Source organism: Sporosarcina sp. E16_3, from assembly GCF_017347125.1.
Classification (GTDB): Bacteria; Bacillota; Bacilli; order Bacillales_A; family Planococcaceae; genus Sporosarcina.
Genome location: NZ_JADPRX010000001.1, coordinates 199,137 through 222,811, shown reverse-complemented (window position 1 = coordinate 222,811; position 23,675 = coordinate 199,137). Strand labels below are relative to the sequence as shown.

Annotated in this window: 25 protein-coding genes; 19 read left to right on the top strand and 6 right to left on the bottom strand. The window is 40.2% G+C overall.

The genetic code is table 11. The annotated features are described in order from the left end of the window. The first annotated feature begins 15 nt into the window (after positions 1-15). Together I2483_RS01090 and I2483_RS01085 are read left to right on the top strand one after the other, a co-directional pair. Entirely contained in the window at positions 16-258 is a 243-nt protein-coding gene (locus I2483_RS01090; RefSeq protein ID WP_207173249.1) for a hypothetical protein, read from the top strand. Positions 259-777: 519 nt separating this feature from the next. Then, positions 778-1,977, top strand: a complete 1,200-nt coding sequence (locus I2483_RS01085) for an MFS transporter (RefSeq protein WP_207173248.1) — start codon at positions 778-780, stop codon at positions 1,975-1,977. A gap of 834 nt (positions 1,978-2,811) precedes the next feature. On the opposite strand, the gene msrA is transcribed toward I2483_RS01085, so the two are convergent. Together msrA and I2483_RS01075 are read right to left on the bottom strand one after the other, a co-directional pair. Further along, positions 2,812-3,339, bottom strand: coding sequence for a peptide-methionine (S)-S-oxide reductase MsrA (gene msrA / locus I2483_RS01080; RefSeq protein ID WP_207173247.1), 528 nt, complete (start codon positions 3,337-3,339; stop codon positions 2,812-2,814). 163 nt (positions 3,340-3,502) lie between these two features. Beyond that, entirely contained in the window at positions 3,503-3,601 is a 99-nt protein-coding gene (locus I2483_RS01075) for a YjcZ family sporulation protein (RefSeq protein ID WP_186670458.1), read from the bottom strand. Between the two features lie 256 nt (positions 3,602-3,857). Here I2483_RS01075 and I2483_RS01070 point away from each other — a divergent pair, with 256 nt between their 5' ends. The 5 genes from I2483_RS01070 (at position 3,858) to I2483_RS01050 (ending at position 7,629) form a co-directional block, all read left to right on the top strand. After that, positions 3,858-4,817, top strand: coding sequence for an LCP family protein (locus I2483_RS01070; RefSeq protein WP_207173246.1), 960 nt, complete (start codon positions 3,858-3,860; stop codon positions 4,815-4,817). A 32-nt stretch (positions 4,818-4,849) separates the two neighbouring features. Continuing rightward, a complete protein-coding gene (locus I2483_RS01065; protein ID WP_207173245.1) occupies positions 4,850-6,052 on the top strand; it encodes an AI-2E family transporter in 1,203 nt (400 codons plus the stop codon). 3 nt (positions 6,053-6,055) lie between these two features. Beyond that, the gene (locus I2483_RS01060) at positions 6,056-6,439 is read left to right on the top strand and encodes a sporulation protein (protein WP_207173244.1); all 384 of its coding nucleotides are present in this window, start codon (positions 6,056-6,058) and stop codon (positions 6,437-6,439) included. Between the two features lie 147 nt (positions 6,440-6,586). Then, the gene (locus tag I2483_RS01055; protein WP_207173243.1) at positions 6,587-6,997 is read left to right on the top strand and encodes a MarR family winged helix-turn-helix transcriptional regulator; all 411 of its coding nucleotides are present in this window, start codon (positions 6,587-6,589) and stop codon (positions 6,995-6,997) included. A 386-nt stretch (positions 6,998-7,383) separates the two neighbouring features. Beyond that, a complete protein-coding gene (locus I2483_RS01050; protein ID WP_186670443.1) occupies positions 7,384-7,629 on the top strand; it encodes a hypothetical protein in 246 nt (81 codons plus the stop codon). A 236-nt stretch (positions 7,630-7,865) separates the two neighbouring features. Here the strand turns inward: I2483_RS01050 and I2483_RS01045 are convergent, their stop codons facing one another. Continuing rightward, the gene (locus I2483_RS01045; RefSeq protein ID WP_186670642.1) at positions 7,866-8,165 is read right to left on the bottom strand and encodes a DUF3243 domain-containing protein; all 300 of its coding nucleotides are present in this window, start codon (positions 8,163-8,165) and stop codon (positions 7,866-7,868) included. 455 nt (positions 8,166-8,620) lie between these two features. On the opposite strand from I2483_RS01045, the gene I2483_RS01040 reads away from it, so the two are divergent. The 5 genes from I2483_RS01040 (at position 8,621) to yfkAB (ending at position 15,476) form a co-directional block, all read left to right on the top strand. Then, a complete protein-coding gene (locus I2483_RS01040) occupies positions 8,621-9,295 on the top strand; it encodes a response regulator transcription factor (RefSeq protein ID WP_207173242.1) in 675 nt (224 codons plus the stop codon). Beyond that, entirely contained in the window at positions 9,292-10,335 is a 1,044-nt protein-coding gene (locus I2483_RS01035; protein ID WP_207173241.1) for a sensor histidine kinase, read from the top strand. The genes I2483_RS01040 and I2483_RS01035 overlap by 4 nt, the downstream gene beginning before the upstream one ends. A 45-nt stretch (positions 10,336-10,380) precedes the next feature. Then, positions 10,381-12,105 carry an ABC transporter ATP-binding protein gene (locus I2483_RS01030; protein ID WP_207173240.1) on the top strand — a complete coding sequence of 575 codons (1,725 nt, stop codon included), beginning with the start codon at positions 10,381-10,383 and terminating at the stop codon, positions 12,103-12,105. Beyond that, the gene (locus I2483_RS01025) at positions 12,102-13,964 is read left to right on the top strand and encodes an ABC transporter ATP-binding protein (protein ID WP_207173239.1); all 1,863 of its coding nucleotides are present in this window, start codon (positions 12,102-12,104) and stop codon (positions 13,962-13,964) included. The genes I2483_RS01030 and I2483_RS01025 overlap by 4 nt, the downstream gene beginning before the upstream one ends. A gap of 381 nt (positions 13,965-14,345) precedes the next feature. After that, on the top strand, positions 14,346-15,476 hold the full coding sequence (gene yfkAB / locus I2483_RS01020) for a radical SAM/CxCxxxxC motif protein YfkAB (RefSeq protein ID WP_207173238.1): 1,131 nt from the start codon (positions 14,346-14,348) through the stop codon (positions 15,474-15,476). Positions 15,477-15,557: 81 nt separating this feature from the next. On the opposite strand, the gene I2483_RS01015 is transcribed toward yfkAB, so the two are convergent. Beyond that, positions 15,558-15,923 (bottom strand): hypothetical protein, encoded by a 366-nt coding sequence (locus I2483_RS01015; protein WP_207173237.1) that lies wholly within the window; start codon positions 15,921-15,923, stop codon positions 15,558-15,560. 339 nt (positions 15,924-16,262) lie between these two features. Between I2483_RS01015 and I2483_RS01010 the strand changes: the two genes are divergently transcribed. The 5 genes from I2483_RS01010 (at position 16,263) to I2483_RS00990 (ending at position 20,777) form a co-directional block, all read left to right on the top strand. After that, entirely contained in the window at positions 16,263-16,760 is a 498-nt protein-coding gene (locus tag I2483_RS01010) for a sigma factor-like helix-turn-helix DNA-binding protein (RefSeq protein ID WP_255550017.1), read from the top strand. Beyond that, positions 16,761-18,071: a DUF4179 domain-containing protein gene (locus tag I2483_RS01005; RefSeq protein WP_207173236.1), complete on the top strand. Its 1,311-nt coding sequence runs from the start codon at positions 16,761-16,763 to the stop codon at positions 18,069-18,071. Between the two features lie 228 nt (positions 18,072-18,299). After that, on the top strand, positions 18,300-18,743 hold the full coding sequence (locus I2483_RS01000) for a hypothetical protein (RefSeq protein WP_207173235.1): 444 nt from the start codon (positions 18,300-18,302) through the stop codon (positions 18,741-18,743). A 321-nt stretch (positions 18,744-19,064) separates the two neighbouring features. Next, on the top strand, positions 19,065-19,766 hold the full coding sequence (locus I2483_RS00995; RefSeq protein WP_207173234.1) for a YwaF family protein: 702 nt from the start codon (positions 19,065-19,067) through the stop codon (positions 19,764-19,766). Between the two features lie 210 nt (positions 19,767-19,976). Next, positions 19,977-20,777, top strand: coding sequence for a DUF4097 family beta strand repeat-containing protein (locus tag I2483_RS00990; protein WP_207173233.1), 801 nt, complete (start codon positions 19,977-19,979; stop codon positions 20,775-20,777). Between the two features lie 14 nt (positions 20,778-20,791). Here the strand turns inward: I2483_RS00990 and I2483_RS00985 are convergent, their stop codons facing one another. Beyond that, on the bottom strand, positions 20,792-21,406 hold the full coding sequence (locus tag I2483_RS00985; RefSeq protein WP_207173232.1) for a nucleotidyltransferase family protein: 615 nt from the start codon (positions 21,404-21,406) through the stop codon (positions 20,792-20,794). Next, positions 21,403-22,401 (bottom strand): XdhC family protein, encoded by a 999-nt coding sequence (locus I2483_RS00980; RefSeq protein WP_207173231.1) that lies wholly within the window; start codon positions 22,399-22,401, stop codon positions 21,403-21,405. Before I2483_RS00980 ends, I2483_RS00985 begins: the two co-directional genes overlap by 4 nt. Before the next feature lie 141 nt (positions 22,402-22,542). On the opposite strand from I2483_RS00980, the gene I2483_RS00975 reads away from it, so the two are divergent. Both I2483_RS00975 and I2483_RS00970 read left to right on the top strand, forming a co-directional pair. Next, on the top strand, positions 22,543-23,418 hold the full coding sequence (locus I2483_RS00975; protein WP_207173230.1) for a YIEGIA family protein: 876 nt from the start codon (positions 22,543-22,545) through the stop codon (positions 23,416-23,418). Between the two features lie 53 nt (positions 23,419-23,471). Next, positions 23,472-23,663 carry a capping complex subunit for YIEGIA gene (locus I2483_RS00970; RefSeq protein ID WP_207173744.1) on the top strand — a complete coding sequence of 64 codons (192 nt, stop codon included), beginning with the start codon at positions 23,472-23,474 and terminating at the stop codon, positions 23,661-23,663. The last annotated feature ends 12 nt before the right edge of the window (positions 23,664-23,675 follow it).

Sequence of the window (23,675 nt, the reverse complement as noted above, 5' to 3'; positions counted from 1 at the left end):
AAATGAGGGTGTAGTATGAGTGGAAAATCGACAAAAGAGGAAGAAGATATCCATATAACTTATTATTTCACAGTAATATTCACGGCAATTGGAACCGTCTTAGTCTTCTGTCTTTTGTACCAGAAAGTGGAGAAATTTAATCTCTTTATTACCTTACTTTCAACATCGGCAGGCGGAATACCATTTGGATTCATTGGTGCATATATTGATTATAAAATTTCAGCATATAAGCTTGAGAAGAGTAGTTTTGAACAATGAAAAGAAGAATGGATCCCCCCTCACAACCAGCTTAATAATATATGGGGAGGGGTTTTGGTGAAAATGCAAGAATTGGCGGGAAATTCTAGGACACTAATACCAGAAGTCACTATAATGATAATACATAACAATCGTGATGATAATACTTTTTTAAAAGAAATCTATTAGTTTATTATTAATGGGGATAGTATTGAAAATGATTTTGACCTTTGTGGTTTATCCTAGAGAGGATCTATTTCTTACGGTTAAGAAAATGAATAATCCTTCCGGTTAATGAGGAGACAAGTATAGAGTATGGTGTAATAATACATTTAAGAAAGCCGTTTGAAAAATCGTTGTCATTTTAGTACGAAATTGTTTCGGAGTGGTATGCTAGATACATGCTCCGTTAACTATGTTGAGATATCTGAGACGTGCTGAATACTCATGTAATCTGAAACTTTCTATTACAAAAAAATACTAGACATAGTGAAAACTAATTTTTAAATTAATTGATTTACAGGAAGAAGGAACGAGTAAATGTCTAAAAAAGTAACTAAACAAAATGCGTTTTTCATTATTTTCGCGATTTTTGCGATATCCATTAATATGAGGCCAGCCATCACATCGATAGGCCCCATGCTTGAAACAATCCGTGAGCAGTTGACGCTTTCTAATGCACAGGTGAGTCTATTGACGGCGGTTCCTGTCATTTGTATGGGTGTTTTTGCCACAATGGCTCCAGTATTGAACAGGAAATTTGGATTGAAGCGTACAATCTACGCGATGCTAATTCTAATAGGACTAATGACGGCTTTACGGGGATTCATTTCCAGTTTTCTAATTCTAATCGGAACAGCATTCCTTATAGGTATCGCTATCGCAGTAATTGGGCCACTTCTTTCTGCGATGATTAAACAGTATTTTCCAGACCGTGCTGCATCCGTTATCGGAATCTATTCATTCGGGATGGGGGTCGGGTCTGCAGCTAGTGCAGGACTGACCGCTGTATTTTTTGATAGAACAGGATCATACTTGTTTGCACTTAGTATCTGGTCCGTGCTGGCACTTCTCGGTCTAGTTGCATGGTTTTTAGCAATGAAAGGGAACATAGAAGTAAGACAACTCAGTTCCGTTGCCCTGAAGGGTGAACAGAAAAAGATGAAATCCCCGTGGAAAACACGGAAGGCATGGCTGTTCTTACTATTCTTTGGTTTGCAGTCATCTGCTTTCTTTTCAATTATTACATGGCTTGCACCCATTGCGATTTCCGCGGGAATGACATTGTTGCAGGCTGGAACGCTCCTTAGTATCATGGCGACGGTCCAAATATTTTTAAACATACTCCTACCGTTGCTGATGGAGCGTTTTCCAGCACGAAAATTTTGGCTATTGCTAATGCTCATTGCTGGTATGCTCGCAGTCGTGCTGTTCTGGACGGGGATCCATCCACTTATGTGGGCAGGCGCATTCATCATGGGCATTCCGCTAGGCGGTTTATTCCCCATTGCACTTCTCCTGCCACTTGACGAGACAAAGACTGCCGAGGAAGCAAGTTCTTGGACTGCAATGATGCAAACAGGCGGCTTCATCATTGGGGGATTATTGCCACTTGTGATTGCGGTTTTTTACGATGGGACGGCGAACCATCATTATACGTTTAGCATTATCATGTCGCTGTATGTAATGATGTTCATCCTGACGTTTATGATTGGGGATAAAAAGGTGCGTGAAGATTAATGAATAAATTATATTAAAAACCCCACAGAGAACTATTTTCTCTGTGGGGTTTATTCAAATCAAGAATCTTTAGAGCATAACTATTTTCACACTTTAGTAATAAATAAATACTTTATGGTATTTTAACCACATGTGATGGTTAATCAAAATAACCAGTAAATAACTAAATAAAACTCATGGCGTCCGTGGACAGTTAATTTGGATTGAATGACCCCTATACGATTACTGGATAACTTGATTTATATGGATATGACTTCATCACATCCATATACATTTTTTCGGTAATCGTAAAGTTGTTGATCATCCGTCGCTTTCTGAAGTTATAAGTACACAAGTGCTAAAGCTTTTCGGTACGAGAGAATATCGAAGCTTCTTATCTGGAAAATAGTCGCCAAAGATACAATTTTGGCGGCTGAAGTCTTCTCCGTAGTGTTGTCATTTTTATTTAAGGAAGAATCACTTTCTTATAATCCATTGCATGATCTTTGCTAAAAGTTAGCAAGGAACAAGTTGTACAAAGTATTAGGGTGCCTGATATTGTCTCGTGGGGCACTTACAACATTAATAAATAGTCATCTTAAAGCAACAGTATTTTTCACTTGAACGTTGTAGGAATGCGACAGGTAACTATACGCAACAGGATGACCGTAAAGGGTGTGGCTAGGAATGACGAAGTCATTTCTAGCCACGCTGGCTCCTCGGTATAGATGTCATGAATATTTCGTCGAAAGCGGACCGGAAATAATCCAGTGAAAATGGCGTTTTTTAAGCCTATCATACCTGCACTTTATGCAAGAATATGGTTAATCAATAGACGTAATATACTTCACTCTATCACCAATGACTTTTGATAAATTCATCACGGCCAGAAAGTGCGCGGTCTTCTTTGTAATGCTCTTGTTCCTTTTCATGATAATCCTGATGATATTCTTCAGCACGGTAAAATGTTTCAGTGGGACGGATTGGTGTCACAATTGGATTAGTGAATGTACCGCTTGCACCAAGTTTATCTTTAGATGTTTCGGCAATTTGACGCTGCTCCTCTGTATAATAGAAGATGGCTGTAGAATACGAATGGCCGCGGTCCTGGAATTGTCCATCTGCATCGGTCGGGTCGATTTGCTGCCAAAATACATCCAACAATTTATCGTAGGGGAAAATGGAAGGATCATATGTGATTTCGACGACCTCCAAATGACCGGAGTCGCCCTTTTTGACATCTTCATATGTAGGATTTTCAACATGTCCGCCCATATAACCGGATTCGACGTCCTGGATGCCGTCCCACTCTTTAAAAGGTTTCACCATACACCAAAAACAACCACCAGCAAATGTTGCTTTTTCAACTATTTTTTCAGTCATCGTTAACAACGCCCTTTCTTAGCATATAAGTGAATTGTATCATAATTAGAATAGTGGAAAATAGTTGTTTGCTTATGTTTAAACCAATAGCAAAAAGAGCGCCTATTAAGCGCTCTTACAGTTTAGAGATGCAAATGAGCGGTTGAGAATGAATTAGTATTTATTAACAGATAAAGCTTGCGCCAATGATTATCAATAGTATAAAAAGCACAACAATCAAAGCAAACGAATTACCTTCTCCGCCACAATGTTCACGTCCCATATTTTACACCACCTTTCTGCACCAACATCTATGTAACATATGCAGGAATGTAATGAGGTGAGTGGGGAAGTATTGTAAAACGACTATTGTAGAAAAAATAATAATGGATATAACTACATTAGCAGGCCGTGAATCGGGGGACAGATAGTTAAGGTTAACCTCAATTGCCCAACGTGTTATAATTGAAATAATTAGACGCAACCAAGTGGCTTCCTGTTCGTCCTAATTGAGATATCATTTTTTGGAGGAATCAATAATGGAAGAGCATTATGAAGGGCCAGTACCGAAAAGAAGAAGAAAGAAAAAACTTCGCATCGGCAGGGTCATCTTTTTAATAGTTACACTTTGTTTTATCGGGGCTGGACTTTATTCATATGTTGAATACAATGCGGGGAAATCGCTGGCAAAAGACAATGGGATTGATCCGGGTCCGTTTAAAGGGGACGCCACAGATCCGAAGTATACATCCATAGAAAATTACTTACTGCTCGGTGTGGACGATGATGGCAGTGGAAGATCACGGACAGATACAATGATGGTGCTGTCTTGGGATAAGGGTGCTGGGAAGATACGGGTCATTTCATTTATGCGTGATATTTATGCGGAAATTCCAGCATACAAGTCGTATAAGTTAAATACCGCCTATTATCTTGGCAAATTGCAGACTACGAAAGACACAATAACAGGAATGTTTGGTGTTCCTATCCATCACTATGCAGTTGTTGATTTTGCTAATTTTGAATCGATTGTTGATATCGCCTTTCCAGGCGGAGTAGAGATCGATGTCAAAAAAGAGATGTCAGAAAAAATCGGTGTTACACTTATGCCAGGAAAAAAACAGTTGAACGGCAAGGAATTACTTGGCTATGCGCGTTTTCGTGCGGATGCAGAAGGTGATTTTGGCCGTGTTGCACGACAGCAAGAAGTAATCTCGGCGATGAAAGACGAAGCGATGCGACCAGGAATGATTGCTAATATACCAAAACTTGCAGGTGCGCTATCAGGGTTCATTAACACGGACTTGACTTCAAAAGACGAAATTTCGCGTGCAATCACCCTTCTCGTGAAGAAAGGCGCCGAGGTTGAAACGATGACTGTTCCGATAGAGGGATCTTATTCATTCAATTCGTATCCACACGCTGGATCTGTTATTGAAGTGGATACCGCAAAAAATAAAGAGGCGATTTCCAAATTTCTTAGTATGCAGTTGGATTAAGAGCACAAACTTGACGAGAGGGTAGGATGCCGATGGAAGTTGATGAAAAAAGAAATAGACCCATCTCGAATATAATTCGTTTTTTAGGTGGGCGTAGCACGTTGTTCGTTCTTGTTTCACTATTATTGATCGGCTTAATCATACTCATTTTTAATCGGATATCTTTCATTTTTTATCCAATTACTGTCTTTTTCTCGACGGTAGTATTGCCAGTCATTCTTGCGACAATTGCTTATTATTTACTAAGACCCATCTTACGTATATTAGAAAAAATCAAAATACCACGAATTTGGGGTATTTTAATTATATTCATTGGGGCTATGGGTCTTATCACCTTGCTAGTATTCATGGTTTTCCCATTCTTGAAAATCCAGTTTAATAATCTTGTCGAAGAATTCCCGACATATTTCAACCAACTGGTGCTACAAATCGATTCATTTTTGAAAACATCCATTTTTTCTTCTTATTATGAAGGTTTGGATATAAATGTGAAAAACATCCTTGAATCTGGGCAAGGGGATCTCGGAAAGTATTTCACGGATGCGGTCGGTGGAATCGCAAGTGGTCTTAGCTCTTTCATTTCTGCTTTAACTGGTTTTCTACTTGCAATTATTACTGTTCCATTTATTCTCTTCTATTTATTGAAAGATGGAGAGAAATTGCCGCGCTTCTTTATTCAAATGTTGCCTCCGCACATGAGGGATGATGCTAAAACGATTCTTCGTGATGCGGACCACCAGATTAGTTCTTATATCCAGGGACAAATTCTTGTGGCCATCTGCATCGGTGTCATGATTTCAATTGGGTTTCTTATCATAGGAATGAAATACGCGTTACTACTCGGTGTCATTGCAATGTTTACAAGCGTAGTTCCATATCTTGGACCGCTTATCGCAATTACTCCGGCGGTCATTATCGCCATTGTGACATCGCCCTTCATGCTTATCAAGTTAGCAATCGTTTGGACAATTGTTCAGCTTGTTGAGGGGAAGTTTATTTCACCTCAAATTATGGGGAAATCATTGCATACACATCCGGTCACAATCATTTTCGTTTTACTGACAGCGGGATCGTTGTTCGGTGTGCCTGGTGTCGTTCTTGGAATCCCGGGATATGCACTCATGAAAGTTGTGGTTACACATTTATTTAAATTGTTCAAAATACGGTATAATAAACATGTAGCAGCTGAAGGCTTATATTATGAAGATACGGATGGTCAAAGATTGGGGGAATAGAACATGGTTAGGCAGTTTTTATCAACGATTGAATATGGAGCAATGACCGTTAATACAAACGTCGATGGACCGAATGTCGCTTTTGGTGAAACGCTTTCCGGCACGGTTTACATTGAAGGGGATAACAGTGATGAACTCGTAGATTATATTGAGATTGAGTTGTTGAAGCGGTCGAACACGGATGAAGTGATCATTGCAAAACAATCTATTGAAATAATGAGTGACATCAAATCCAAAGAAACATGGATGATTCCGTTTGAAATGGTACCTGACGAGCGATGGGAGAGCGAATCGGAAGCCCAAACGCAAACGCTCATTTTAAAGACCACGGTTCATCTCAAAAACGGAATCGATATCCAAGATGAAGGCGAAATTACATATGCATGATATCGAACGCGTCCAACTTTATGGACGCGTTTTTGCATCTTGATTGGAAACACTTACCCATCACCGGTTTGAATTTTCTATTAGTATAGCTACTTACGTTTTTCTTGCTGTATAATTGCAGAAAGAGTTGGTGGGGGGAATTCATTAATGGAAAAAATTATTCCTATTTTTCACTCGTTATCAAAAAGCATGCATGGCATTCATAAGTCGAGTTGCGATGTGATTTCTATCGTTCAAAGTTCAATTCTTTATGAGATTTCATTAATGAATAAACCATCAATGCAAACGGTGGCTGAGGCTGCCGGAATGGACATCACGACGTTTTCCAGACAGATTGGGACGCTAGAAAAGAAAGGGTTGGTTTCCAGAACGCCGTATGAAGGGGATCGTCGAATATATCTACTATCGTTAACTGGACAGGGAAACGACATGGTGGTGGCCATCAACGGGACCATTGCAGCTAAAATGCAGAATGCCTTGGCTTCTATGAATGACTTTGAACGTGAAACAGTCCTTCGCTCCATGCATGTATTGGAGGAAAAGCTGCTTGGGAACTAAGAGTTAATCAGTACCAATGGGTTATTGTTATAAAAGTTTGCATATTGCAAATGATTAAAATGTCGATAAATTGCGGTGTACAAATAGTTGTAGTAAATAATTTGTAGACTGCAAGTAATTTGCATAGTGTTTTTTGGGGGGGAGTAGGTTGGTTATGTTCATTACTTGTAAAGTGCAACTAATGCGCTTATGTGCGCGAATTGGTGGTAATTATGTATATACTTCAAAGAAGTTGCTGGCGGTAACACAATTGGATTCACTTTTATTTGTGTGGGATGGAGAATTCGTAATCAGCTGGGTATTCATTTTATAAAAAATGCAGAAAGTATATCGTCACTGAAAGGACGAGTAGTTCATAAAATAGTAGAAGGGAAAGAGGTGATAAAATGTTTGAGATTTATGATGTAGTTATTATTCCACTTATTTTGGGGATTGTGGAGTTGTTTAAAAGGGCCGGCGTAAGTAAAAAGGTGTTGCCGTTTATAGCTTTAGTAATTGGTATTGTTATAGGCGTGGTTTACGTGACTGAATTTGATTGGAGGCAGGGGATATTAGTGGGGGGAATGCTAGGGTTATCAGCTTCGGGATTGTATTCAAGCGCTAAAAATACTGTCGAGAAGAGTGACAAGTAATCGATACCCTTTTTTAGTAGTGTGCCCGGCATGGGGAATCGCTGGGGGGTGAAAGTCCACTATAGGCTCGGAAGTAGGAACTGTTAGCAGAAGGCATTGGTTAGCGGTTAAATATACTTGTTGCGATAAATAAGTAAAACAATGCAAAAGTGACCCATCCACAGATTAGCGGATAGGTCACTTTTTTGATTAATTACAGTCATCTATTTAATATAAACATGTCCAACTCGTTTTTACTAAGCTTTCCGTACCATTTCCAGTAACATATGTGCTAGTGTGTGTTGCGCTTCTTTGGAACCGGAAGTCCAAAGCTCCATTAATAATTTCTCCTCCCTATTGCGAGGATCTTCGTGTTTGGCGAGATAGTTTGCAACTAATTCTGTAGTTTTAGCAAGTTTTTCTTCACTCAAGCCCATATTTTCCCCCAACTCAACCTTCTCGGAAAGATACTTTTTGAATCGATTAAAGTTCTCTAAAATCTCGTCCTTTTTCTCGACATCAATTTTAGATAATTCTTTTTGTACCTTATCATTCATATCCACTAAAAACACTCCCTTTTTTGTTTGAACTCATATTGTTTACTTAAACTCAATATTGTATACAGGAAATTAATGCTATTGTATCGAAGTGAAAAGCGAATGTACCTATTTCCTTGTAATATTAACGTACACTACATGTGTTGGAACAAAAAGAAGCAGCGAGTGATTGCAATTATTTGTTTAGTTCCACTATTTAGCCATCCTCAATCGAGTTGATGGCCGTTTTTTTGTTATTGGTTGTGCGACAGTCCCCGTTTTTTTAAAAGTCCCCTCAAACATCGTGTTTAATATACCTTCCTATGCAAAGCTGTATAATGTGAAGATGCCCTAAACGTTGATATTACTAGGTGCTAATTAATTAATACCTTCATTTATAAACGGTGTTTATACTGAGTTTACATGCGTCTACTAAAATGAACTAATCGATGAGAAAAGAAAGAAGGTATTCAAATTTGGCGAAGGTTTTAATTGTAGATGATGATCCGCATATGCGGGAGTTGATCGGACTTTTCTTACGTCCAGAAGGCTTTGAAATAGTGGAAGCATGCGATGGTATTGAAGCTTTGGCAACTCTACAGTCATTTAAGGCAGACCTAGTACTACTGGATATTATGATGCCAAACATGGATGGATGGGAGCTGTGCCGAGAAATTAGAAAGCAGTATGATATCCCTTTGCTGATGTTGACAGCCAAAGGGGATACGGCCCAGAAGGTCAAGGGGTTTGAGTTAGGTACGGACGATTATCTTGTGAAACCGTTTGAGCCGGCTGAACTTACTGCAAGGGTGAAAGCGTTACTTAAACGCTATCGAATTGCAATTTCACAGACGGTCCAGGTGGGCGAACTGATCATGAACCGCAAAACATATGAAGTGTCCTTGGGAAATCTTAACGTAGAAATACCGCTGAAAGAATTTGAATTGCTGTTTAAGTTAGCGAGCTATCCTGGTAAAACCTTTTCGCGAGAGCAGTTGATTGAGGATATATGGGGTTATGATTATGAAGGTACAGATCGAACGGTTGATGTGCATATTAATCGATTGCGCGAGCGTTTTTCCGTTAACAGTGATTCTTTTAAAATCAGCACTATTCGCGGGTTAGGTTATCGCCTAGAGGTGGGAGGTTGAGGAAGGTACTGCGTGTTGGAACAGCCATATTTGCGTGGATAATCGTTACTATCAGCTACTGGTCGCTAGCATACTTAGGAACTTCGTTCATTCATAATAAATGGGATTTGCATACTAGTGACTTCTCTAGAGGGCTGATTACATTATTTGCAATGATATTTCTGTTCGTTGTCACTAGCTGGATTTTTTCGAGATTTGCTTCCCCGCGGCGAATGGATTTTTTCACAATGATGATTGATGCGATGCGAAGAATTTCCAAGGGCGATTATAATGTCAAGTTGGCGAATCAATTCAAACATAAAAAGAATCATCCTTTCGGGAAAATTGTTGATAGCATTAATGAGATGGCGGTAGAGTTGAATCAAATAGAGCAAATGCGTCAAGAGTTTATCTCCAATGTATCCCATGAAATCCAATCGCCACTGGCCTCAATTAGTGGTTTTGCTACTGTATTGAAGCAAAGCGATTTAACGCCCATAGAACGGGAGCGTTATCTTGAGATTATCGAAACTGAAAGCAGACGATTAGCCAATCTGAGCGATAATTTATTGAAGTTAACATCCATAGAGTCTCAGCATCACCCTTTTGAGAAGGTAGCGTACCGATTGGATAAACAAATTCGTGAAATCATTCTATCCTTTGAACCTCAGTGGCTTGCGAAATCGTTGGAGCTAGATATCTCATTAGATGAAGTGGTAATCACCGCTGACGAAGAGCTGATGAGTCAAGTATGGATTAATCTCATAAACAATTGTATCAAGTTCACGCCTAGTGGTGATAGCCTGAAAATCGCTCTTTATCGGCGTGGTCAGGAAGCCGTTGTTACCATTGCAGATACAGGAATGGGCATAGCTGAGGAGGATCAACAGCATATATTTGAGCGTTTTTATAAAGTGGATAAATCACGTAATCGTATGCTGGGTGGGAGTGGTTTAGGCTTGTCCATTACGAAGAAAATCATCGACATGCATGAAGGTTCCATTCAAGTACAAAGTAAATTGAATGAAGGAACCCTGTTTACGGTCACTTTTCCAATGTAAAAGAGTGACAGTCAGAAAGTCTAAAGGACAAGGAGAATCTGTGGAATGTTAAAACTGTTAAAAAATTTATCCGTCTATAAATGGATTGTACTATCGATATTAGGGCTTGTTTTCATTCAATCGATGTCGGATTTGTTTTTGCCTACGTTAATGGCGGATATTATCGACAAAGGGGTCGTCATTGGTGACATCCCGTATATTTGGAAAATCGGAGGAATCATGCTGTTGGTTGCTGCACTTGGGGCGGCTGCATCTGTCGTTGCGAGTTACTATTCCTCTAAAGCGGCAATGGGATTCGGACGGGATATTCGTCGGAAAGTATTCGATCATGTGGAGAACTTTTCCCTTCAAGATTTTGATGAAATTGGTACGGCTTCATTGATTACAAGAACGACAAATGATATTACGCAAGTCCAGCAAGTGGTCATTATGATGCTTCGAATGGTCGTTAGTGCTCCGATTATGTTGGTCGGCGGTATTATTATGGCTGTTTCAAAGGATGCAAAATTATCGTTAATCATCGTTGCAGCGATGCCTATATTAATCGGTTCAGTGTTGCTTATTCTTTATAAAGGGGTTCCACTGTTCCAAACAGTGCAAACGCGATTGGATCGACTAAACCTTGTTTTACGCGAGAACCTAACAGGCATACGTGTAATTCGTGCGTTTAATCGGAAAAAACAAGAGCAGGTTCGCTTAAAAAAGGCGAATAAGGATTTGACTGATGTGTCAATTAAGGTTAACAAAATGATGGCGTTTTTAATGCCAGTCATGATGCTTGTTATGAATCTAACCGTTGTAGGGGTAATTTGGTTTGGTGGACTTCGAATTGATAATGGTGCCATGCAAATCGGGGATTTGATGGCGTTTATTCAATACATTATGCTTATCATGTTCGCACTTGTTATGGCATCTATGATGTTTGTTATGATTCCTCGTGCTGCTGTTTCAGCAAAACGTATTAACGAAGTACTTGCGATGAAACCAACGTTTCTGGATGAAGGAACTAGAAAAGCGGACAAAGAGCCCGGAACGCTGGAGTTTGATCGTGTATCATTCAGCTATCCAGGTGCCGAGGCACCTGCATTATCGGATATAAGTTTTACTGCGAAATCGGGTGAAATGACCGCAATTATTGGCGGAACAGGCGCGGGAAAAACAACGCTCATTAACTTGATTCCACGGTTTTATGACGTGACTTCGGGTACGATTCGCGTCAATGGTGTTGATATTCGCGAATCATCACAAGAAGAAGTACGATCGAAAATCGGCTTCGTCCCACAAAAAGCGCTGCTCTTTTCCGGAACGATTGCTGAAAACATTCGTTTCGGCAAACAAGATGCAACGCAAGCCGAAATCGAACATGCTGCTCGTATTGCGCAAGCAGAAGAGTTCATTTCGAGGATGGATGACGGCTACAATGCTGTTATTTCTCAAGGTGGATCGAATGTGTCGGGAGGTCAAAAACAACGATTGTCCATTGCACGAGCGTTAATTCGCAAACCGGATATATACATTTTCGATGACAGTTTCTCTGCGCTTGATTACAAAACCGATGCCAATCTACGTGCGGCTTTAAAAGATGAAACGGAGCAAGCGACCGTCGTTATCGTCGCACAACGTGTTAGTACTGTAGTCGATGCAGATCAAATCATTGTCATAGACGATGGTGGAATTGCTGGAATCGGTACGCACGAAGAACTTCTTGAGCATAATCAGGTATATCGTGAAATCGTCGAATCACAGATTTCGGAGGTGGACATCGCATGAGTGAACAAAAACAGTCTCGACCTCAAGGCGGAGCCCCAATGGGACCAGGCGGAGGAAATATGATGATGATGGCAGGGAAAAAGGCCAAGGATTTTAATGGCACTTTACGTCGCCTTATTGGTTATTTAAAACCCCGTCGTAATGCACTAATTGCTGTATTTTTTGCGGCAATTTTAAGTACGGTCTTTATGATTGTAGGACCTAAAATAATGGGTAATGCAATTACCGAATTATTTGAAGGGGCTTACGGCAAGGCCACAGGTGTGCCCGGAGCAGCAATTGATTTTGGGGCAATCGGTAAACTACTCCTCTTATTAGCTGGGTTGTATGTGGTAAGTAGCGTATTTAGCTACATCCAACAATACATCATGTCGAGTGTTGCACAAAAAACGGTGTATGATTTACGGGAAGACGTCAACGGGAAGCTTGAGAAACTACCGCTTAAATATTACGATGGCCGTCCTGTTGGTGAAACACTTAGCCGGGTAACGAATGATATTGATACAATTGGAAGCACGCTGCAGCAGAGTTTGACGCAGTTTATCACATCAGTTGTTACAATTGTCGGGATTCTTATCATGATGTTAACGATTAGCTCTGTGTTAACACTTATTGCGCTCGTCAGTTTACCCCTATCTCTGTTAGGCATTCGACCGATTTTAAAAAGGTCACAAAAACATTTCGCCGATCAACAACGTACGCTTGGTCAATTGAATAGCCATGTTGAAGAGATGTATACAGGCCACCAAGTCGTTAAAGCATTTGGCCATGAGAGAAAGTCCGTAGCTGAATTTGATGAGGTGAATGAACAATTATATGATGCGGGTCGTAAAGCCCAATTCATTTCGGGGATTATCATGCCAATGATGTCTTTGATTGGGAACCTCAGCTATGTCGTCATCTGTGTTGTTGGTGGTATTTTAGTGACACAGCGCGCCATTTCAATCGGGGATATTCAAGCGTTCATTACGTATACACGTCAATTCACGCAGCCGATTATGCAAACCGCTAATATCGCGAATATCATTCAGTCGACTGTCGCGGCGGCAGAGCGTGTCTTTGAACTTCTTGATGAGGAAGAAGAAATTAAAGAAATGACGACAGTGAGTTTAACGCGTGCAGAAGGTACAGTTACCTTTGAACATGTCGACTTTGGTTACGGGGACGATTTGTTAATTGAAGATATGAACATCGACGTGCATCCAGGTCAAACAGTCGCTATTGTGGGACCAACTGGTGCCGGGAAAACGACATTGATTAATTTACTAATGCGTTTCTACGAACTGAACGGCGGGACGATTGCAATTGACGGACTAGATACACGGGATATGTCACGTGAAGATCTACGAACGACTTTTGGAATGGTTCTCCAAGATACGTGGCTATTTAATGGGTCGATTAAAGAAAACATCGCTTTTGGAAAAGAAGGCGCAACGGACGATGAGATTTTCGCTGCATCGAAAATGGCTCATGCCGACCACTTCATTCGCACATTGCCGGAGGGCTATGACACTGTCTTAAATGAGGAAGCATCTAATATTTCGCAAGGGCAAAAGCAACTCATTACGATAGCCCGCGCCGTTCTGGCAAATCCTCCTGTTATGATTTTGGATGAAGCGACGTCGAGTGTAGATACTCGGACGGAACTCCTCATTCAACAGGCAATGAATCGTTTAATGGAAGGTCGAACTAGCTTCGTCATTGCTCACCGTCTTTCAACGATACGAGATGCTGATTTAATCATCGTGATGGATCAAGGGAAGGTAATTGAACAAGGGACACACAACGAACTGCTGGAGGAGAATGGCTTTTACGCAGATCTGTACAACAGCCAGTTTTCTAATAAACCTGCAGTGTAATTACAAAAGCGGAAGCGCCTGTACTGCCCCGACAAGCACTGGAAGGCTTGAAGATAAAGGCGTCCTTTGCCTTTATCAGCAAGACTGAAGTGACTCAAGGGGCAAGGCGCTGGAGTCTGGATGAGACAAAAGCGGAAGCGCCTGTACTGCCCCGACAGGCACTGGAAATAAAGGAAGGCAGTCATTGCCGCGTCCTGCGGCAATGACTGCATGACCCACATCGTGTGGGCCCAGGGGCAAGGCGCTGGAGACTAGACGACATATAAATACCCCATCGACGAATTTATTTCTGGGATGGGGTATTTATATGCTCTTGCGAAAGGTCCCTTTGAAGTGCATACTTTTTTAGTAGCTTATTATACGTATAGGAGTTAATAAAAAATGAAAACTGATTTAGCAACACTCAAAAAAATGTCACCTGCTTACGATCCATGGGAAGCCTATTTGGATGTACAGGAGCATGGCAAACTGACATTGTCTAGCATTGAATTCACGACAACGTATTTATGCAATATGCGCTGTGAACATTGCGCAGTCGGCTATATGTTACAACATAAAGATCCGGACGCATTACAAGTAGCATTACTACTTTCTCGCCTAGATGAGATTCCTCATTTACGAACAATAAGTATCACAGGCGGAGAGCCAATGTTCTCTAAAAAGTCGGTAGAGAACTATGTTTTACCGTTATTGAAGTATGCGCATGAACGCGGTGTCCGTACACAGATGAATTCAAACTTAACAATGCCACTCTACCGTTATATGGCGATTGCACCCTATCTGGACGTCTTACATATTTCACATAACTGGGGCACAGTTGACGACTTTGTGGATGGTGGATTCGCAAATATGGAACGCAAACCTCCCCGAGAACGCCGCGCTGAGCAATTCCAGCGGATGATTGATAACAGCCGGGCATTAGCCGAAGCGGGCGTCATGGTTTCAGCGGAGACGATGTTAAATAAACGGACGTTGCCTCATCTTGAACATATTCATCGACAAGTCGTAGAGGAAATGAAATGTGCGAGGCATGAAATTCACCCTATGTACCCAAGTGACTTCGCTTCTCAGCTTGAAGTACTCTCTTTAGATGAAACGCGAAAAGCGATTCATGAGCTGCTAGATCACCGTGATGAAGATGTCTGGATGCTGTTTGGTACACTGCCATTTTATGCATGCAGTGATAACGATGAGGATTTAGCGCTGTTAAAACGAATTTACAGCAGCAAAAACGTATCAGTACGTAATGACCCAGATGGCAGATCCCGTTTGAACGTCAATATTTTCACTGGCGATGTGATTGTCACAGATTTTGGTGATACACCACCAATGGGCAATATTCAAACGGAATCGCTACCTGTAATGCTCGACCGCTGGCTTGAGCGACCACTTGCAAAAACAATCGGTTGCCATTGTCCCGCGGTTAACTGCTTAGGGCCTAATCTATTGGTTAAAGATGCGTATTATCCTGAGATGGACTTTACGAAAAAGAAAGCGAATATATCACTGTAAAACAAATTTAAAACGACACCGCTATGAGCAATTAAGTTCTCATGGCGGTGTCGTTTTTTCGTTTTAAGTTTTGTAAGTTCACTAATGACGTTGGATTGGAAAGAAATGAAGCATCATGGCATGCAGTTTTTCGTAATCCTTTATAGTTAATAGACTCAAATTTATATCGATTTCTTTTTCATTTTTTAATAGCAAAATAAGTTTGCTAGCGCTAAGACGTCCTTGTTCAATTTCCGATAGATCTACTTTTTTTCTTGGGTAAACTAACCCTTTATGAATAGAAAGCGAGTTGTCTGTTAACCTAAGATAAACAATTGTATGTAATTTGAAGTAATACACGGCAAGCACAGTAGACAATAAAATGTTCAATAGGAGTATAGGGCTCATCACTAAACCAAATGCACCTGTGATGCCATTCAAAAGAAAAAATAGTAAACCTACGTTCATAACAGCAACTATCGACCATATAAACCCAGTGATAGCCCATATTTGATTATTTTTATATGTAAGCTTCAGTTAAATCATCCCTTATCAGATAGATTATTTTCATATGTCTCCTTTTGATTGTTTTCGCCACTAAAGCTCCTTATTCCTTTATCTATGTTCCACTATGTGAATTGGTGAATAGTTTTCTTTTGAAGTGTATGATAATGCTAACTTAGTAATTAGTTCAATAGGAGTTAATCAGCGAGTTCACTAAATTTAGTTGAACTCGTTTTTTATTAAAAAAATAAAATGAACGATTTGTCATGTTGAACAGTCTAATAAGTAACAGGGGGTGAGTGTATGGGGATGGAATTGGAGAAACGGGCCATTGCGGGTGATGAACGGGCGATGGTGGAGTTGTTGACGCGACATGAAGATACGCTCTATCGTACGGCTTATGCGTATTTGAAAAATGAGCATGATGCTGTTGAAGCTATACAAGAGCTGACGTATCGAGCTTTAAAAAAGATGCATACCGTCAAAGAACCAACGTACATAGCAACATGGCTTGTCCGAATTATCATCAATATTTGTTTAGATATGAAAAAGAAGCAAGCGAAATTTGTCTACAATCATAATGTAGAAATTGCATCTACAGATTATCAACCATTCGAAATGGCAGATATAATTGCCAGTTTGCCAATTGAGCAACAGGAATTGGTTTACTTAAAATACTTCCAGGATATGAAGAACGGGGATATTGCACAGCTAAAGCAAATTCCCGAAGGTACTGTGAAATCAAGGCTACACACGACGTTAAAAAGATTACGCGTACTCATTCAAAAGGAGGATCTATAAATGACCAACTTGAACGAGCAGGACTGGCAGAAGTTGACGGAGGAATTAGAAGCAATTGAAATCCCAAAAGAAGCATTACATCAAGCACGTTTAAATGCCGTGCATCAGCACCGGCTGACCAAAAAGAGAAAGCGCCGTCTGTATTCAGTCGCTAGTGTAGCTGCTATTGTACTGCTGCTGTTCGTGACATCGATTCGCGTTTCCCCTGTGTTTGCAGAAGCTGTTGCTAAAATTCCAGGATTTTCTTCTATCGTAAACAAGATTGCTTATGATAAAGGAATCAGTGACATTGTCGAAAATAATTACTATGAAGAACTTGGAATTGTGGTAAGGCAGGGCGATTATACCTTAACTTTACAGAGCGTCGTAGCTGATTATTCGGGCATGACTATATTCTATAATATTGAATCCCCTTTTGAAAATTCCGAAGTGAATATAACTTCTTTAGAGTTGTCTCAACAAGGCATCCCATTGGGTGTCGCAAGTTCCTACATTAGCTCTCTAGTGGGTGGATCGTCTGTACGTGCAGACAAAGTTGAAATTATGGCTGATGATGAATTATCATATGACAATATGACATTTGAATTTAATTTGCACTTGAGTGATGCAGCAAAGACAAAGTTCGTCGTGCCATTCACACTCACCAAGCCCATTGAACCACCAAAAGTATATGAATTGAACCAATCCGTTATCGTAGATGATCAAACAATTAACATTAAACAGTTAAAAATTTCGCCGTTACGTGCAGAAATAATATTAGCAGCTGATGAACAAAACACGATGCAATTACTAAAATTCACATCGGTCCGGTTGATTGATGAGAATGGTGAAGAATGGGGGAAACCAAGAGATGGCGGAATGGGGTTCGGCATATTGCGTGACGGTGAAGTGGGCATATTTATACAGAGTAATTACTTCAGGCAACCGAAAAAACTAACGTTAGTAATGGACTGGATTGAAGCTCTTCCAAAAGGCTCTGATTATCTTAAGGTCGATTTTGAGCAACAGAAAGTGCTATATATGCCGAGTGAACTTGATATCGATGTTCAAGTACCATCGAGCAATACATTGGAAGTCACTTATCCATCTGGCACTGGCGGCGGGCAACTATTGTATGGAATAGTGGACCAAGAGGGCCAGGACTTTAGTGGCAATACAATCTCAACACGTTTTAGCAAAGAAGAACCCAATGTAACCGCAGTCTATACATTTGATTTTGATAATGCAGTAAATCCAATTCGTCTGAATATCAATAGCTATCCGCTGTATCTGGATGGCAAGGTGGAAATTGATATTCCATTGGATGAATAAGTTTTCGCACCCTATCCACCAATTGAATATAGGCTATTAATTTATCAGGTTTTAAAACCTAATGAAAACGATGTCTCTTATGAGTAAATGAAATCTCATAGAGGCGTCGTTTTTAATTTTCAAATAATGAAATGAATAGGTTGTTAGTAACGTATTAATGATAAAGGATACTTTTAGTAGAGTTAGCTATATGGACGGGAATAAAACACTATTACAAGGAGCGTTGATATGAAAAAACGATTATCGTTGATTATTCTAATTTTACTATTAACCGGGTGTGATCCGCATTTTTCATTTTCGGAAATAAGCATAGCCAATGCAAATGATCGTGTACAGGAATTTATTCAGTATGCTGAAGTGAAGAATGGTAACTATCTTTACCTTGATGGTAAAAAAGGAATCTATGTATTTATAAATGGGGTTTTCGTTACTCAAGGAAACGATGCTGTTTATTTTAGTGACTTTAATGTAAATGCTCAACAAGACACATTGAACGTGTTCATTAATCAAGAATATGATTCTGACTACTCAAACACGACATTAAAATATCAAGTGCTATATAAAATTAATACAGTAGAAAAATATGATGCGATAAACCTTTTTATCAATGGCAAACCCGTTTCGTTCGATGAAATATTCGGCAATGAACAATTAATCGTGTATGAAATGTAGATACGGGTAATTGCATACAACAATATGAACGGCCCAAATTTTGAAAGTTATACATATGATTCAGCAACACATATTGAAGGATCCGGAGAAGTTTTTGGATACATGAAGGCTACACCTATCATTCAACTTATAACTTCAATTAATTCAATGGTTTTCTTGTCGGTCATCATTTTAGTATTGGGGATTTTCTTTATGAACGTATTTTGCATAAAGATAGCCTATCATGAAGTGGCAAAGACGTATAAAATGGATATTAAGGTCTGTAAAGTGGATTTTGTTTATATATCAAGATAATAGGATTTACAGAAATGGGGGACGAGGATGGCGGCCTATAATGAACCTACCTTCTTACTATTTTCAATGGAGCATATGGCGGCAATAGGCGTGTTGTGCCTGGCAATCTTATTGTTATTTATTTCAAGAAAGCGATGGTCGGTATTACCGAAGCATGAACGTCTTTTTGCATTGACATTATTGGTAATGGAAGTCTTGTATCATGTTTGGATGATAGTAACTGGAAGATGGGGACTGAGTGATTCGTTGCCGCTAGAATTATGCAGCATTAGTTTACTTGTTGCGATTGTTCTCCTTTGGACTGGGAACAAGCATCTAATCGATTTCATCTTTTTTGCGGGTATCGGAGGGGCGCTTCAAGCGATGGCGACTCCTGTTTTAGATGTTGGATTTCCGCATTTTAGGTACTTTCACTTTTTCTATACGCATGTCGGAATTATAATAACGGCTCTCTATTTTACGTGGATGAAAGGATACAGGCCAACTTTTAAAGGTGTTCTCAAAACAATGATCATTTTAAACTTGATGTTGCCACTAATATTTGCAGTTAATGTGTTATTCCAAGGCAATTATATGTTCTTAAGGGAAAAACCATTCAATGGAAGTTTGCTTGACTACTTAGGGCCTTATCCGTGGTACATTTTATCGCTCGAAGGTGTAGCATTTTTCATATTCCTTTGTTTGTGGCTACTTGTTAGAAAATGGCGTTTTCGTGTTGGCTCACGTTAACTACATCTTTAGACTGAGATGCAATCACTTCTCAGGTCCATTTGAATTAAATTCATATCCGTTATACTAAATTGTAAGCAGTGAATTGATTGCAACATTTACCGGACCAACTTGGGGAAACGGCGATGAATTCATATCGACTAAGAATAATGCATAGAACTTCGGATACACAAAAAACTTAAAATCATAAATAAGGGGGCTTGACACGAAATGTTTTTTAGAAATAAAGTGTTCATTATCGTAGCATTAGTATTGCTTGTTGGTGGTGGAATTACATTGATGTTCAATACCGGGGATCGATTTCAAAATAACGCCAAGAAAATAGTGATTGATGATCAACCGTTTACGAATATTGAAATTTTGACAACCAATGCAGCGGTGGAAATTGTGCCAACCAAAGATGCGGTAACGACAGTGTCGTATTCTGGTAAGACAAAGAAAAGGTCGAAATTCATTTTCAAGGCTGTTGTAAAAGAAAATACACTATCCATTCAGTTCAAAGAAAAGCGGCGAAGTTTCATTAATTTTGGTTTTTCCTCATTAAACTTAAAGCTAATCGTGAAAGTACCTGAAAAACAGTATGATCGAATTCAAGCGGAAAGCGATAACGGGCGGATCAAAGTGGAGAATATTCAAACGAAAGAGTTGGCACTTGAGACAGACAATGGCACAATTGAGTTAAAAACCATTGATGCTACAACTGTCAATGTTAAAACGGATAACGGAGCAATTATACTCGATCATGTTGATGGTACGATTGTCGGAAGAACAGATAACGGGAGAATTTCCCTTGTAACAAACAACTTAGAGCGACCGATTGAATTAACGACAGATAACGGTAGAATCGAGATTCAAACTGAAACAGAACCGACAAATGCCACAATTGACGTGAAAACTGACAACGGAAAAATTAATGTTTTTGGATATGAAAACAAACATACGAGGTTCGGCAACGGAGAGCATTTGATTAAATTAAGAACGGATAATGGGAGAATAACGATAACGAAATGATAGGATACATTCTATCATTTCGTTTTTTCTATTGATTGGAGTGCTTCGTAATCAGCTTCCGTGTCGACATCGAAAACTAGCCTCTTATCAGCGCAGGGTAACAGTTTACCCTTTTGGAGAAAATCACCTTGTAAGATTGCTTTTGCTCCTTTGTCTCCACGTAACTCCAACAGTTCGTTGTACATGGAAGACGAAAATAATACAGGCGGCATGATTGTCTGCTTATGGGATGAAGCAACAAATTTACTTGTCGGATTTTTCCTCATGCACAAGATCATTTCTTCAATCATTTGGACGGTGATGAAAGGTTGGTCCGCTAGCATGATAATGACGGCATCCGCGTGATGGGCTTGCGCCTGTTGAATGCCACAGCGCAATGATTCGGACTGACCTTCATGAGCGGTGGAACATTTGATGATTGAACATCTTGCGTCTGACTTCATTTCTACAGGCAGCCAATCTGCATCGTCCGTATCTTTTGTAATGACAAAAATTTCATCGAGCTGGGACTTTAAAGCCGTTTCAAGCGCCAAACTCCCTACTGTCATTGTCCCGACAGGTAGCGCCAATTTATGGCTACCCATTCGACTACTGTTCCCGGCTGCAAGATAAATACCAACGATTTTCATATCACTTTCCTCCGTCTCACCGCGATAAGTTCCGCTACAATACTAACTGCAATTTCCTCAGGGCCATCAGCACCAATGGAAAGTCCTACAGGCGAATGAACCTCATTCGGAATATCCCTGTCTAGTAGGCGTTCTGTTCTTTTTTTTGATCCCAAAATGCCGAGGTACAACAATTGACTATCACGGAGCCGTTGCACTAGTTTCACATCTAATTGAAAATCATGTGTCATGATGACGACCGAATCCAGCGAGCTAAATTCTATGTTATTGATTAACCTTTCGACATTACCAATTTGGAAAGATACCGCCATAGGGAAGTTGAATTCATTACAAAGCGATGCCCGCCAATCGAGCAAATGTACTGCGTATCCAACGTTTTCGGCAAGTCGTGCAAGTGGCCGCGCATCAACGCCCGCACCGATTATATAAAGGGCAGGTCGTGGCCATATAAGTTGGAAATATACCATTTCGTCGCCAATGCTTTTTTGTCCTGCATTGTTTTGAAACGGAGTGACCGCATCCAATTCGAATGGTATTTCACTTTGCCAGTTGTCCAAGCAATCTTCATCTTCGTTTAAATATGCATAGTAGGCCAAATTACTGATGGATTGGATAAATAAAACGTGTTCTTTGGCCAGCAACCGTTTGTGTATTAAGGTTAAAAAGTGTCGGAAATCATTATCGATATCGCGCACAACTACTGAAACAACTCCATTGCATCCCGCACCACGCCCCCAGCCAAGGTCATCTTCAGCACTTAAATCGTAGTGGACAATATCAACCTTGCCTGTATTAAACAATTCTATTGCACGACTATGCAAATCACTTTCAAGGCAACCACCACTGATGACACCTGTTCGTGCACCATCCTCTTGAATCAGCATCCAAGTCCCTTCCTTTCTATAAGCAGAGCCCTTCACTTGGAAAACCATTGCAAGTACTGCGGGTTGGTCGTCACTCAATACAGTTTCAATCATTTGCTGAATCGATTGCAAATCCCCACCTCAATTCTTTCCATCCACTGTCGCCATCTAGCTAGTTTTCTATTCATTATCGAAAATCGACTCCATATTATAATCCGTCGTCTTGTTGGTTAGAATACGAGAGATGTATATAACTTTTGGGAGGCGTGGTATTTGGAAAATTATTTACTTCCAGTCGTAATCGGAATTGTATTTGGCTTCTTGGCACGTACACTTTTGTTACGTACTGATTTTCGACAATACCCAACGTATCCGACAGGACGAATCATTCACCTATCCTTTGGCTTCATTGCAGCTTTCATTGGGGCGGTTGCAATTCCGGCAGTTCTTGAATCCGATTGGACTGCTGTGACGTTTCTTGGGCTTGCGGCTACCCAGTTCCGAGAGGTTAGGAAAATGGAAAGGGACTCACTTGAGAATATTGATACGTTCGAACTTGTGAAGCGTGGAGCACCGTTCATTGAAGGGATGGCACAAGCATTTGAAAGTCGAAATTATTTAGTGATGTTCACGGCACTAGTAACTACGTTATGTGCCGTATTTTTCTTTTGGTTGGGAATTATTGGCGGGATTGTCATGCTAGTTGTTGTGAAGTTTAATATGTCAGGAAAGTTGTTAAATGCAATTGCTGATGTAACAGAAGCGGATATTCGTTTCGAAGGACCGACGCTTTTTGTAGGAGATATTTTAATTAAAAACGTCGGACTGGAAGATACGAGAAAAATCATCATCGAAAAGGCAGTTGGTGCAATTGTCACCCCAAAAAATCAAAATAGCATTGTCACTTTGTCCTACCTCGGGCAGCGGCAAGCGATGTTACACCATGTAGCCACTGTGCTTGGAAGTTATCTTGATTCCGGTGAACCGGCATTGGTTCCACTTACGAAAAGGGATATGGCGGACGGTCGAATCGCATTGTTCTTTTTGCCGCGGGAAAAAGATTTCCATCAAATCAAGGCAGTATTGGAAAAAGTCCCGATATTGGATAGTGCAATCCGAATGCCTGAAGAAGCGGATAAAGGAAAGTAGTATGATCCGTGAGATTGACCGCTGGAGTCTAGACAAATAAGGAGTTGAGTGGATTGGAAAGTCAGCATGCAGAAATTGTTGCTGTTATCACGATGAAACCGGAAGCAATAACAGGCGGTGGAGCACCTGTTTTCATAGTGAAAGATCAAAAAGAATTACAGAAAATCAGCATGACGCTTGAGAAGATTATGGATGCTTCGGCCCATGAAATTGACACGGATACACTCATAATCGTTGCACGTTAAATACCGTCCGGG